The sequence below is a fragment of the Vibrio sp. Isolate23 genome, assembly GCF_022398095.1.
GTDB classification, from domain to species: Bacteria; Pseudomonadota; Gammaproteobacteria; order Enterobacterales; family Vibrionaceae; genus Vibrio; species Vibrio coralliilyticus_A.
Window position 1 is genome coordinate 115,123 of sequence record NZ_JAKEUV010000009.1, and the last position, 13,468, is coordinate 128,590.

General features: G+C 44.7%; 11 protein-coding genes and 1 other RNA gene. 7 read left to right on the top strand and 5 right to left on the bottom strand.

The features are described 5' to 3' along the window. Window positions 1-231 precede the first annotated feature (231 nt). From zapA to glpQ, 7 genes are all read left to right on the top strand, one after another. Window positions 232-540 carry a cell division protein ZapA gene (gene zapA, locus L1D31_RS18590; protein WP_239838546.1) on the top strand — a complete coding sequence of 103 codons (309 nt, stop codon included), beginning with the start codon at window positions 232-234 and terminating at the stop codon, window positions 538-540. A 20-nt stretch (window positions 541-560) separates the two neighbouring features. Next, window positions 561-743, top strand: a non-coding RNA gene (gene ssrS, locus L1D31_RS18595) — 6S RNA. A 31-nt stretch (window positions 744-774) separates the two neighbouring features. Further along, window positions 775-1,362, top strand: a complete 588-nt coding sequence (locus tag L1D31_RS18600; RefSeq protein WP_239838547.1) for a 5-formyltetrahydrofolate cyclo-ligase — start codon at window positions 775-777, stop codon at window positions 1,360-1,362. Window positions 1,363-1,425: 63 nt separating this feature from the next. Continuing rightward, the gene (gene rpiA, locus L1D31_RS18605; RefSeq protein WP_239838548.1) at window positions 1,426-2,082 is read left to right on the top strand and encodes a ribose-5-phosphate isomerase RpiA; all 657 of its coding nucleotides are present in this window, start codon (window positions 1,426-1,428) and stop codon (window positions 2,080-2,082) included. 253 nt (window positions 2,083-2,335) lie between these two features. After that, complete coding sequence (serA, locus tag L1D31_RS18610; protein ID WP_239838549.1) at window positions 2,336-3,565, top strand: phosphoglycerate dehydrogenase; 1,230 nt, start codon at window positions 2,336-2,338, stop codon at window positions 3,563-3,565. Window positions 3,566-3,905: 340 nt separating this feature from the next. Then, complete coding sequence (gene glpT / locus L1D31_RS18615) at window positions 3,906-5,270, top strand: glycerol-3-phosphate transporter (RefSeq protein WP_239838550.1); 1,365 nt, start codon at window positions 3,906-3,908, stop codon at window positions 5,268-5,270. Window positions 5,271-5,322: 52 nt separating this feature from the next. Then, window positions 5,323-6,378: a glycerophosphodiester phosphodiesterase gene (gene glpQ, locus L1D31_RS18620; protein WP_239838551.1), complete on the top strand. Its 1,056-nt coding sequence runs from the start codon at window positions 5,323-5,325 to the stop codon at window positions 6,376-6,378. Between the two features lie 59 nt (window positions 6,379-6,437). Here the strand turns inward: glpQ and ilvN are convergent, their stop codons facing one another. The 5 genes from ilvN to L1D31_RS18645 all read right to left on the bottom strand — a co-directional run bounded on the left by ilvN (window position 6,438) and on the right by L1D31_RS18645 (window position 13,467). Beyond that, a complete protein-coding gene (gene ilvN, locus L1D31_RS18625; RefSeq protein WP_006957816.1) occupies window positions 6,438-6,932 on the bottom strand; it encodes an acetolactate synthase small subunit in 495 nt (164 codons plus the stop codon). 1 nt (window position 6,933) lies between these two features. Further along, on the bottom strand, window positions 6,934-8,658 hold the full coding sequence (locus L1D31_RS18630; protein WP_239838552.1) for an acetolactate synthase 3 large subunit: 1,725 nt from the start codon (window positions 8,656-8,658) through the stop codon (window positions 6,934-6,936). Between the two features lie 436 nt (window positions 8,659-9,094). After that, window positions 9,095-10,903: a long-chain fatty acid--CoA ligase gene (locus L1D31_RS18635; protein ID WP_239838553.1), complete on the bottom strand. Its 1,809-nt coding sequence runs from the start codon at window positions 10,901-10,903 to the stop codon at window positions 9,095-9,097. Window positions 10,904-11,068: 165 nt separating this feature from the next. After that, entirely contained in the window at window positions 11,069-12,028 is a 960-nt protein-coding gene (gene leuO / locus L1D31_RS18640; RefSeq protein ID WP_239838554.1) for a transcriptional regulator LeuO, read from the bottom strand. A gap of 392 nt (window positions 12,029-12,420) precedes the next feature. After that, window positions 12,421-13,467, bottom strand: a complete 1,047-nt coding sequence (locus L1D31_RS18645) for an MJ1255/VC2487 family glycosyltransferase (RefSeq protein ID WP_239838555.1) — start codon at window positions 13,465-13,467, stop codon at window positions 12,421-12,423. Window position 13,468: the final 1 nt, after the last annotated feature.

Consider the following 13,468-nt stretch of genomic DNA (forward strand, 5'->3'; position numbering starts at 1 on the left):
AGACCCAAAATTTGCTAAATAATGCCAATCCTACCATTTACCAAGAGCAGCGAAAACGAGCGATTACGCAATTGTGGGTAGCTTTTACACAATTTGCCCAATTACTGTGTTATTGCGTTATGATTTGTTCACCTTAGCGGGGAAAAGCTTGAATCTTAACAAGCCTTTTCCTATAGTTTCCCCCTCGGTGATTGTCTGCACATCACCCCTACTAACGCATTTAGAGTCGGTATGAGTAATCAAGCAGTTGAAGTCGAAATTTTAGGTAAGCTAACTCTGGTAAATTGCCCGTCAGGACAAGAAGAGTCTTTGCGTAATGCAGCTCAAAACCTTGATGAACGCTTAAAAGACATGGCTGCAAAAACCAAAATTACCAATGAAGTTCAACTATTGACCTTTGTTGCTCTGAACGTCTGTCATGAGCTCGAAAGCCGTGATACAGTAGATGAAAAGCAGCAGAATGCACTCAATGAGCAATTGGAAAAGCTCAGCGCATCACTGACGGAAGCACTAAGTAAAGTAAAGCCAGGACAGCAATAGCCTTTACCGCCAAACAAGAATTTACCCTGGAGTGTTCGTGAGGGGATTACGTCCCTGAGCCGATAAGCAATACCCAAGGGTTAGTACTTGATAGCTATTGAGCAAGCTCGGCTTGAACCGAGAAGCCTACGGTTATCATTGCTGATCCGCCTTGAACCAGCTGGTTCAAGGGTCAAAATCTCCAACGGCACTCTGGGGTATCCTCCTCGGTACCCAGTAACTATGGGTACTCTTATGACTCTTTCCCGACAAGACTTCAGAAAACTCATCCGCACCAGACGCAATCAACTCAGTGAGGCGACGCAGCTAAAAGCGGGAGCGGATTTGATCGCTCAATTTGCTCGACTGCCAGAATTATCTTCAGCTCAGCATATTGCTCTGTATCTTTCTACTGACGGTGAGATCCATACCGCTCCATTAATCGCCTGGCTCAGACAGCAAGGTAAAGACATTTACCTTCCGGTTATTCACCCTTTTTCAGCAGGCCAATTGTTGTTCCTTCGATATGATAGCGATACACCAATGGTACGTAATCGCTATAACATTCAAGAACCTAAGCTAGATCAAACGCGTATTATCCCCGTTCAACAATTGGATCTCATTACTACCCCTTTAGTCGCCTTTGATCATCACGGCCACCGACTTGGAATGGGGGGCGGCTATTATGATCGGACGCTAGAGCCTTGGTTTCACCACAAGTCAGGCGCTAAACCTATCGGCCTTGCGCATGATTGCCAACAAGTCGACAAGCTACCTGTTGAATCCTGGGATGTACCTTTGCCAAAAATAGTGACACCAAAGCAGATCTGGGATTGGGAATAGTCTCTGATTGATCATATAATCGCGCCGCAAACGTTAATTTCAAACCTCGTTCAGGAGATGGGCATGACTCAAGATGAAATGAAGAAAGAAGCTGGTTGGGCAGCACTTAAGTATGTTGAAAAAGACAGCATTGTCGGTGTTGGTACAGGTTCTACGGTAAATCACTTCATCGATGCACTCGGTACAATCAAAGACGATATCAAAGGTGCGGTTTCTAGCTCAGAGGCATCGACTGAAAAACTCAAAGGTTTAGGTATTGAAGTCTTCGATTGTAATGAAGTGTCGAACTTGGATGTCTACGTTGACGGTGCTGACGAAATCAACGCAACACGCGACATGATCAAAGGTGGTGGTGCGGCGCTAACACGCGAGAAAATTGTTGCCGCTATTTCCGATAAGTTTGTCTGTATCGTAGATGGCACCAAAGCCGTTGACGTTCTTGGTGAGTTCCCGTTACCCGTAGAGGTCATCCCAATGGCGCGTTCTTACGTCGCTCGTGAAATGGTAAAACTTGGTGGCGATCCTGTATACCGTGAAGGTGTGGTAACAGATAACGGCAACGTGATCCTTGATGTGCATGGTATGCAGATCACCAACCCGAAAGAAATGGAAGATAAAATCAATGCTATCGCAGGTGTTGTGACGGTTGGCTTGTTTGCTCACCGTGGTGCGGACGTGGTGATCACAGGCACGCCTCAAGGGGCAAAAATCGAAGACTAATTGAAGACAGTTTCAGTTATTTCATTACAAACGGCACCATTAGGTGCCGTTTTTGTCTTTTATCCTATAAAAATTATTCCTTATTCCGTAATTTTCTTACCCAAAGTGTATTTTTTTTGTTAACTTAGTGAACAGAAGACGCACAAGGAAAACGTTTGCGTCAGGCTTTTTGCTAATAAAACGTTTGCTTTAATAACATTACACCGCTTGTGCGCCAGTTAAGCCCCAAATTTCCATTTTAAGGACGAAAACAATGGCCAAAGTTTCACTGGAAAAAGACAAAATTAAGATCCTTTTACTTGAAGGTCTTCACCCATCTTCGGTAGAGGTGCTTCAGGCTGCTGGTTACACCAATATTGAATACCATAAAGGCTCGTTACCGGAAGACGAATTGCTAGAAGCAGTGAAGGATGTTCACTTCATCGGTATCCGTTCCCGCACTAACCTATCGCAGGAAGTGATTAACGCAGCAGAGAAGCTCGTAGCGATTGGTTGTTTCTGTATTGGTACCAACCAAGTCGATCTTAATGCAGCCGCTGTTCGCGGTATTCCAGTGTTTAATGCCCCATTTTCTAACACACGCAGTGTAGCGGAATTGGTTCTTGGTCAAGTCCTGCTTCTACTGCGCGGGATTCCAGAAAAGAACGCCCTAGCACACCGTGGTATCTGGAAAAAAAGCGCTGACAACTCGTACGAAGCACGAGGTAAACGCTTAGGTATTATCGGCTATGGCCACATCGGCACGCAGTTGGGTATTATCGCGGAAAACCTAGGGATGCGTGTTTACTTCTACGATATTGAGAACAAGCTATCACTTGGTAACGCCACTCAAGTGCATACCATGAGTGAACTACTGAACAAGTGTGATGTGATTTCTCTGCACGTTCCAGAAACCGCGGGCACGAAAAACATGATGGGTGCAGAAGAATTTGCTCGTATGAAACCGGGCTCAATTTTCATCAACGCCGCACGGGGCACTGTGGTCGATATTGAAGCACTTTGTCATGCCATGGAATCAGGCCACCTTGCTGGGGCCGCGATTGACGTTTTCCCGACTGAGCCAAAAACCAACGCAGACCCATTTGAGTCACCATTGCAAAAGTTTGACAATGTTATCCTGACACCACACGTCGGCGGCTCAACACAAGAAGCGCAAGAGAATATTGGTGTTGAAGTGGCAGGCAAGCTAGCGAAATACTCTGACAATGGTTCGACACTTTCGAGTGTTAACTTCCCTGAGGTTTCTCTGCCTGAGCATCGTGATTGCTCACGTCTACTGCATATCCACAAAAACCGCCCTGGCATCCTGACGCAAATCAACACCATTTTTGCAGAAGAAGGTATCAACATCGCCGGTCAGTATCTACAAACCAATGCTGATATTGGTTATGTGGTGATCGACGTTGAAACCAGTCGCTCAGAAGAAGCGCTGAAGAAACTCAAAGGGATCGAAGGGACACTACGCGCACGTATCCTTCATTAAACTTTCGCCTTCCAGAAAAGAGCCACCGTCTGTGCGGTGGCTTTTTGTTTCTGCTTCATAAATCCAGCCTTTCTTATTCCCTCTCTAATTAATGTTCTCTTATGAACAAAAGCTGTTCGATAGAAAAGTTTTCGTTCGTAACCAAAAGTGCGTAATCCGGAATCGACATCGAAGTTTTCCCTTCTAACTTTCTGTATTTAAGTAAAATTTAATACTTATGCAACATTTATCACAGAAATTAATACCATTATTCATACAATGCCCAACACTTTCGAACGAAATAAATTTTGCTCGTTCACTTTCCTTTACTTTACCATCGCACAATAAAAATGAGGTCCTCATGTTTGGAATCTTCAAACCTAAGGCGCACATCGATCGCTTATCTTCAGATAGCATCGACGGCACCTATTCCCGATTACGTTGGCAACTCTTTATCGGTATTTTCGTCGGCTATGCTGGCTATTACCTAGTCCGTAAAAACTTCAGTTTGGCAATGCCTTACCTAATTGAGCAAGGATTCAGCCGTGGTGACCTTGGGGTTGCACTTGCTGCTGTATCAATTGCGTACGGATTATCCAAGTTTTTAATGGGCAGTGTCTCTGACCGCTCTAACCCTCGTTACTTCCTCAGTGGCGGCTTACTGATGTCGGCATTGATCATGTTCTGCTTCGGCTTTATGCCATGGGCAACAGGCAGTATCACTGCAATGTTCATCCTGCTTTTCCTCAACGGTTGGTTCCAAGGCATGGGATGGCCTGCCTGTGGTAGAACCATGGTGCATTGGTGGTCACGCAAGGAACGTGGTGAAATCGTTTCAGTATGGAATGTGGCCCATAACGTGGGTGGTGGTTTGATTGGTCCACTATTCATTCTCGGTCTATGGGCATTTAATGACGACTGGCGCACCGCTTTTTACGTTCCTGCTTTTTTTGCCACGTTGGTTGCTATCTTCATCTGGATGACAGTTCGAGACACTCCTCAATCTTGCGGCTTGCCTCCGATTGAAGAATACAAAAATGACTATCCAGATGATTACGATAAATCGCATGAACAGGAAATGACGGCGAAAGAAATCTTCTTCAAATACGTTTTTTCTAACAAACTGCTTTGGTCAATCGCCATTGCAAACGCATTTGTCTATTTAATTCGTTACGGAGTGCTTGACTGGGCTCCCGTTTACCTCAAAGAAGCGAAAGATTTCACGGTTGATAAATCTTCATGGGCTTACTTCCTTTACGAGTGGGCGGGTATTCCAGGAACGTTACTGTGTGGTTGGATTTCCGATAAGTTGTTCAAAGGGCGCCGTGCTCCAGCTGGCATCTTATTCATGGCACTCGTCACTATTGCTGTATTGATTTACTGGTTCAACCCTGCTGGCAATCCTGCTGTCGACATGATGGCACTCGTCGCAATCGGCTTCCTGATTTACGGCCCAGTAATGCTGATTGGCCTATATGCTCTCGAGTTAGCACCGAAAAAAGCCGCAGGTACCGCAGCAGGTCTAACAGGCTTGTTTGGCTATCTTGGTGGTGCGGTTGCCGCTAATGCGATTCTAGGTTACACCGTGGATCACTTTGGTTGGGATGGTGGTTTTGCCATTCTTATCGCTTCTTGTATCGCATCCATCGTCTGCCTAGTGTATGCATTTGTTGGCGAACGTGATCACCATAAACAAAAAGACAGTGAAAAAGCGGCACTCGCTTAATATCTATAACAGAGGTAGCCATGCTACCTCTATATCAATCAAGGAAAGAACAATGAAAACAACGTCAGTTTGCGCTACGTTTCTGGCTCTTGGCCTATCAACCAGTGCCATAGCTCATCCTCTGGTCATCGCCCACCGGGGTGCTTCAGGTTACCTACCCGAGCACACTTTAGAGGCTAAGGCATTAGCTTATGCAATGAAACCGGACTACATTGAGCAAGATGTCGTTATGACCAAAGACGATCAACTGGTTGTTTTACACGATCATTACCTTGATCGGGTCACCGATGTCGCAGAGCGCTACCCTAATCGTGCTCGCGCTGATGGCCGCTATTATGCGATTGACTTTACGCTCGCCGAAATCAAAACATTGAAGGTGACAGAAGGGTTCAATATTGACGACAATGGCAATAAAGTCGCGGGTTATCCAACCCGTTTCCCGATGTGGAAGTCCGACTTCAGCGTCCCTACACTGGCGGAAGAAATTGAGCTGATTCAAGGGCTCAACAAGACACTTGGTTACGATATTGGTATCTACCCTGAAATCAAAGCCCCTTGGTTCCACCGTCATGAAGGCAAAGACATCTCTTCCGCAGTGCTTAAGTTATTAAAACAGTACGGCTATGACAGTCAGGATGACAAAGTGTACCTACAATGCTTTGACGCCAATGAGCTCAAACGCATTAACGATGAACTCATGCCGAGTATGGACATGGATCTCAAGTTAGTGCAGCTGATGGCTTACACTGACTGGAACGAAACCATGGTCTACCAAGGTGATACGGCAACCCCGTACAGCTATGATTGGATGTTCGAATCAGGCGCAATGAAGGAAGTTGCCAAGTACGCCGAAGGTATTGGCCCTTGGAAACCAATGTTGGTCGATGATAAATCAACCAAAGACAACATTATTATCAAACCGTTGATGAAAGAGGCAAAAGCAGCAGGCCTAGATGTTCATCCATACACTTTCCGAGCAGACCCAGGCCGTATTCCAAGTTACACGGATAGCTTCGAGGGCATGATGGATATCTTCTACAATCAAGTCAAGGTAGATGGTCTGTTTACCGATTTCCCAGATAAAGCGGTCAGCTTCCTTAACAAATAATCCCTAAACAAAAAAGCCTTAGTCCATGCTAAGGCTTTTCTTTAACAACTCGTATCAAGCTAAGGTTTTAGTGAACGCTCACCGCGTGCAATCCCTACCACACCACTTCGCGCAACCTCAATGACATCAGTCACCTCTGAAATCGCTTGAATGAACGCATCGAGCTTTTCACTGGTACCCGCTAGTTGAACCGTGTATTGAGAAGCGGTGACATCAACAATCTGACCACGGAAGATATCCGCTGTACGCTTTACTTCGGCGCGAGCAAAACCGCTGGCTTTCACTTTGACCATCATCAGCTCACGCTCAATATGATCAAGCTCGGTGACTTCCTGAACTTTCAGCACATCAATCAACTTATTGAGCTGTTTCTGGATCTGTTCAAGCTGCATGTCATCGGAAATCGTTGTGATGTTCAAGCGCGACAGCGTTTCATCATCTGTCGGTGATACGGTTAGTGACTCAATGTTGTAACCACGTTGTGAGAACAGACCTACCACTCGGGATAATGCGCCCGGTTGGTTTTCCATTAGCAGTGAAATAATGTGTCTCATATTATGTTCTCTCCGTTTTGCTTAGCCACATCTTGTCCATACCTTCGCCTTTGATTTGCATTGGGTACACATGCTCAGTTTCATCAACATTGATATCAACAAACACTAAACGATCTTTCATTTCTAATGCTTGTTTCAAACCAGACTCAAGCTGGTCTGGAGTTTCAATGCGAATCCCCGCATGTCCGTATGCTTCTGCAATCGCAACGAAGTCCGGAACGGAGCTCATATATGAGTTAGAATGTCTTCCTTGGTAAACAATGTCTTGCCACTGTTTCACCATACCTAGGAAACGGTTATTCAGGTTAATAATCTTGACTGGGATATCATATTGCAGCGCCGTCGACAGTTCCTGAATGTTCATCTGAATACTGCCATCACCGGTTACGACCACAACCTCTTCATCAGGCTTAGCAAATTTAACCCCAAGACCAGCTGGCAGACCGAAGCCCATCGTGCCGAGACCACCAGAATTAATCCAGCGACGTGGTTTATTAAACGGATAGTAAAGTGCTGCAAACATCTGGTGCTGACCCACATCAGACGCAACGTAGGCATCGCCATTGGTCAATTTATGTAGCACTTCGATAACTTGCTGAGGCTTAATACGCTCAGATGTCGATTCATAGGATAGACATTCGCGATCACGCCAAGTCTGAATATCATCCCACCAGCTCTGCATCGCATCACTATCATTGGTCGCGCCTTGCTCTTCGAGCAGTGACACCATACTCGCCAGCACTTTCTCTGCAGAGCCAACAATTGGTAGGTCTGCTTTGACGTTTTTCGAGATAGATGACGGGTCAATATCAATATGCATTACTTTGGCATTCGGGCAGTACTTTTCCAAGTTGTTGGTGGTTCTATCATCAAATCGCACACCAATACCAAAGATTAAGTCTGCGTTGTGCATGGCCATATTGGCCTCATACACACCATGCATCCCCAACATACCAAGAGAATTTTTATGCGTCCCCGGGAAGGCGCCTAGCCCCATCAAGGTACTAACCACAGGTAAGTTTAACGCCTCTGATAGCTTCAGAATCTGCTCATCGGCTTCTGAAATAACCGCGCCACCACCGACATAAAGCACAGGTTTTTTCGCTGCAAGTAATGCTTTCAAAGCTTTTTTGATTTGGCCTTTATGCCCCGACGTGGTTGGTTTGTACGAACGCATTGAGATAGTCGCAGGGTATTCATATGGCAGTTTGATCTGCGGATTCATTACATCTTTTGGCAGATCGATAACAACTGGGCCTGGGCGCCCTGTTGTCGAAATATAGAAAGCTTTCTTCATGATTTCAGGAATATCTTCTGCCTTCTTAACCAAGAAGCTATGCTTAACAATCGGACGCGAGACACCGACAATATCACACTCTTGGAAGGCATCATTACCAATCAGGTTGTTAGGTACGTTACCTGAAATCACGATCATTGGAATTGAGTCCATATACGCGGTCGCAATACCCGTTACAGTATTGGTTGCGCCCGGGCCAGAGCACACCAGAACCACGCCTGGCTTGCCTGTTGCACGGGTATAGCCATCTGCCATATGGGTAGCGGCTTGTTCATGACGAACTAGGACGTGCTTGATTTGATCTGTCTTAGCATGAAGTGCATCGTAAATATCCAAAACGGAGCCGCCAGGATACCCAAAAATTTGTTCAACACCTTCTTCGATCAGAGATTGGACAACCATCTCTGCACCGGACAACATTGCTGCCATATTATTCTCCTCACCAAGCTACCAATTCGTAAGGTCAACGTATTGAGCTGGTTTTACATAGTCTAGGGCTTATTCGTAGCCTAATCGAAATACTTCCACTTTTTCGGCTATGTCTTGCTCTGTCGTAACAGAAAACAAGTTCACGCAACAAATGTAACGTTTTCTTATCAAAGGATCTAATGCGACTTAACTCTCATTTTAAACAAGATGCTACTTATCAAACCAATATAAGGGAGGAACACCAAAAACACAGTAACAAATAGATATTTTCCAAACCCTATAACATAAATACAGAATAAAATATTACCCAGTAACGCACTTTTACAACATTGAAACCAACCTATCTCATAAAAGTGAGGCATAAAAAATCCCTCATCAGCTACTAAAGCTAGATTGAGGGATTTTTAAGCACTTTAAAAATTAACCTGTTAAAGAATCACTTTTTTACTGCATTATCAGTGTACATTTCTTCGATTTCATCTTGGTATTTGTCATTAATGACCTTACGCCGCAGTTTTTGAGTAGGCGTCAACTCCCCTTCGTCCATCGAAAATGCTTTGGGTAGCAGCTTGAACTTCTTCACCTGTTCAAACTTAGCAAGCTCTTTTTGTAGATCATTCACTCGCTTTTCCAACATCTCCACCACTTGATGATGTTTAATCAGTTCAACACGATCATGGTACTTGATGTTCAGTTCTTTCGCGTACTCTTCCAGACTGTCGTAGCAAGGCACAATCAATGCGGAAACGAACTTGCGCGTATCCGCAATCACGGCGATCTGCTCGATAAAGTGGTCTTTACCGATTGCTCCTTCAATCATCTGAGGCGCAATGTATTTTCCACCAGACGTCTTCATCAATTCTTTGATGCGGTCGGTAATAAACAGATGACCATCCTCATCAATATGGCCCGCATCACCAGTTTTGAGGAAGCCATGCTCATCAAAAGTCTTCGCCGTTTCTTCCGGCATCTTGTAATAACCACGCATCACCATAGGGCCACGCACAAGAATTTCATTATTCTCGCCGATTTTCACTTGTGCACCGGGCATCGCCGTCCCAATAGAGTCTGGGTTAAAACTACTATCCCCCCAACAGGAGACCGTGGCCGTAGTTTCTGTCATGCCATAGCCCAGCTTGACGTTGATCCCCATTGCATGGAAAAAGCGACCAATTGTTTCATCCAGTTTCGCTCCACCACAAGGCATAAAGTTAATTCGTCCACCCAATAGTGCACGTAACTTAGAAAGCACTAACTTATCGGCTAACTGATGAGATTTTTTCAAGACTAAGGATGGTTCTCGCCCTTCCTGAGCACAAGCCGCCATTTTGGCCCCCATGTTCACAGCCCATGTGAACAAAACTTTGCGAATTATGGGTGCTTTAGCGACTTTTTCATGAATCGCGGAGAAGATCTTTTCGTAGAACCGCGGAACTGCACACATGACTGTTGGGCGAACCTCACTCAGTGCTTCACGCACCTGCATGGTATCTTGCAAATAGCAGTTCGTCGCACCACGGTAGAGCACATAGAAAGTCCACGCTCGTTCAAACACATGTGACAAAGGAAGGAAACAAAGCGAAACATCGTCTTGGGTTAAGCTCAGGCGCGAGTCATGTCCTTCGAGTTGAGCGGCAATATTACGATAATCCAGCATGACCCCTTTAGGCTGACCTGTCGTGCCAGAGGTGTATATCAGAGTCAGAAGGTCATCAATATTAGCGTTGGCTAAACGCTCATCTAACTCGCTTTGCATTGCACCATCTGCGGCAGCTAAAAATTGCTGCCAAGTACGGACAAATGAAGGCAAACCCGTACTAATATCGTCAGACATGACCACAATCAGTTCCAACTGTGGACATTGTTCAAAAATAGAGATGGCCGCATCCAGTTGCGCTTGTTCACCGACAAAGAGAATACGTACATCGGCATTTTGCAGAATATAAGAGGATTGAGCCGCTGTATTGGTTGGGTAGATAGGCACAGTCACAGCACGAGCTTGTAACGCCGCAATATCTGCGATTGTCCACTGCGGCATATTGTTGGCAAAGATACCGATTTTATCTTGGACTTTAATATTGTGCGTCAACAACGCCAGTGATAAAGCATCCACCTGCTGGCCAAACTGCTTCCAGCTAATGCCATTCCACATATCGCCCACTTTGTGTTTGAGAGCAATACGATCACCACTCTTGGCAATCTGTTCACGAATTCTTTTTACAACATGAAAATCTAAGTTGGTCATCTCTTTTACCTTTAGCTTACACCTGTAAGCTTTTTCAGCGCACAAGTGTACATTTCAGTTCGTAAAAGGCAACTGACGGGTATCAAACTTATCAATTAAATAGTAAAAAACCTTGAATGCCTTATCGACACCCAAGGTTTTATTCTTCTCTTAAATAACAGCTAATTAGTCTAGAGCAACGACTTCACCGCAGATCATCATTAGCTGGTCACGTAGCCAGATATGACCTTTGTCTTTTTCACTTGATTCATGCCAGCTTAGGAAGCCGCTAATTTTGCTATTATCGAATGGGAAATCCAACACTTGTAACTGATCTTTGTTCGCTGCGTTTTCTACCATCCAGCGTGGTGCAATCGTAACAAGTTCAGACTGACCTACAACATAAAGAACATTGCTCAGGCTGGTGCCTTCATAGTATGCCTGAACATCTAAGTCGCAATATGCTTGCTCTGAGAAGCTACGTTGACCATGTACGCGAGACAGTTTCGCATGACGTTCACCTTTCAGAAGGTCTGCCGTTACGGCTTCTTGGATACGTGGGTGAGACTTAGACGCCACTACCACTAGCTCATCTTGGAAGATTTCTGTGCTTGAGAAACCTTGCTCATCAAAGCGAGCGTAATCAATCACAAAGTCGATTTCTTGGTAGCGCATTCTTTCAGCCAGTTGGCGATCAAATTCCGCATCAAGGTGAAGTTGAACATTAGGAGCCTGATCATGAATTGTCGACATAATCTTTGGTGCAAAGCGCATATCACATGGGCTGCAAATCGCCAGTTTGAACAAACGCGTTGATGTTTCAGGCGAGAAAATAGAGCTTGGCAGCTCGTTACGGATAAGTTGCAGTGCTTGGCGAACAGGGCCAAATAGCTGGCGTGCACGCTGAGTCGGCTGAATGCCACGTCCCTGTCGCATAAATAACTCGTCATTGAACATAACTTTTAAACGTGCCACAGCATTACTAACTGCGGGTTGAGACATGCCAAGGTTATGAGCGGCACGGGTAATATTTTGCTCTTGCATTACTGCATCAAACACAGTGAGAAGGTTTAGATCTACTCCACGTAGAGTGCTTTCCATTCGGTAGCTAGCAATCGCACTCATAGACTCTTTTTTATCAATCATCAGGCAAGCCTCTTGTATTCGTCAATGTAAATGGTTCTTAAAATGAATGTTGGTTGGGAATAGATAACCCAGATCTTGTTATATTTATCCATCAGATATGTTCTGGCGGATTTCTACTATCAACGAATCAATCAATGATTAGCAACAAGATTGATAATTAATCAGTATTTTTTACTTAAGTCATAAAATTAAACTTATTAATCATCAACTTATGCCATATATAAAAAAGTATAAATCTCTCATACTGTAAGGATTTAATGGATCAATTAAGTCTACGGGGGAGAGTGAAGAGTCAGACCGGAACTATTTGCAAGAAAAATAATTCCATAGGTTGAAACAAAAACAGCATCAATAATTTGATGCTGTTGAAGTCATGAAGACATAATAGTGAGCTAAATGTTAGTAACGTAACTAGGGAAATCAACTTTATCCCAGAGACTCTGAGTCAACTCCATCTTATTCTCCCAGTCCCCTTTGAGCAGCCAATCTGCAATCGCGTCAGCCACATCGGGGTAGCTGACACTTTCAGCCTGCTCTTCATCTAACCAACGACGTACAACCGAGGCATCAAGCATCTCCATACAGCTGGCTAATCCCAGCTCCTCCAGTGTTGCAACATTGCTCATCTGTTCAAATTGCCCGCTGAGTGGTTTAAGTAATAACTTCTTACCTAGCGTCAACGCTTCAGAGGGCAACTCAAAACCACCATTGGCAATGACACCATTACAACGATTAAGCGAATATTGAAACCCTTGGAAACTGAGTGGCAAATAGTGAACATTGTCGACAATCTGTTCTTCCATCACCTCAGGATGAAAGCAAACAAATCGCTGCTGTGAGAAACGTAGCAATAATTCGGCAATATCATGAATGCTCTCGAACGGCAGATATACGAGGACAAAATCTTCGCCTACGACGTGCTCTTTATGGGTATGAACGATAGGAGGAAGAATGGGCTGATCAAAATGATACCAATGTAAGCCGATATGATGCTGCGCAGGCGCAAAGTACTTGACGATTTTCTTGTCTAGCCAGCTTGCTCCCCTAAGTGGCACTGAGTAACGAAATGCATTTTGATGGCTAATGCTGATAGACGCTTTACCTTGCATTTTCGCCGCCCAAGCAGATACAGGCTCAAAGTCATTCAGCACTAAATCAAAGTGATTTAAATCAAGCTGTTTCACTTCTTGGTAGAAGGCTAACAGGTTATTACTGAAACAGGTTTTTTGATAGCTGACCTGACCATTTTCAGTTACGAATGTTAAGCCACGCCGTGTTTGATAGTCACCAAACGCTTCCATGGAGAAATACTTATCGGCGGCGCGGCCAGAGAAGAGAAACTCTACCTCAATACCACGCTTCTTAAGTGCATAGCTCATCGCTCTCGCACGAGCGATATGACCATTACCTGTTCCTTGAACACCGTAGAGGATTCTCATT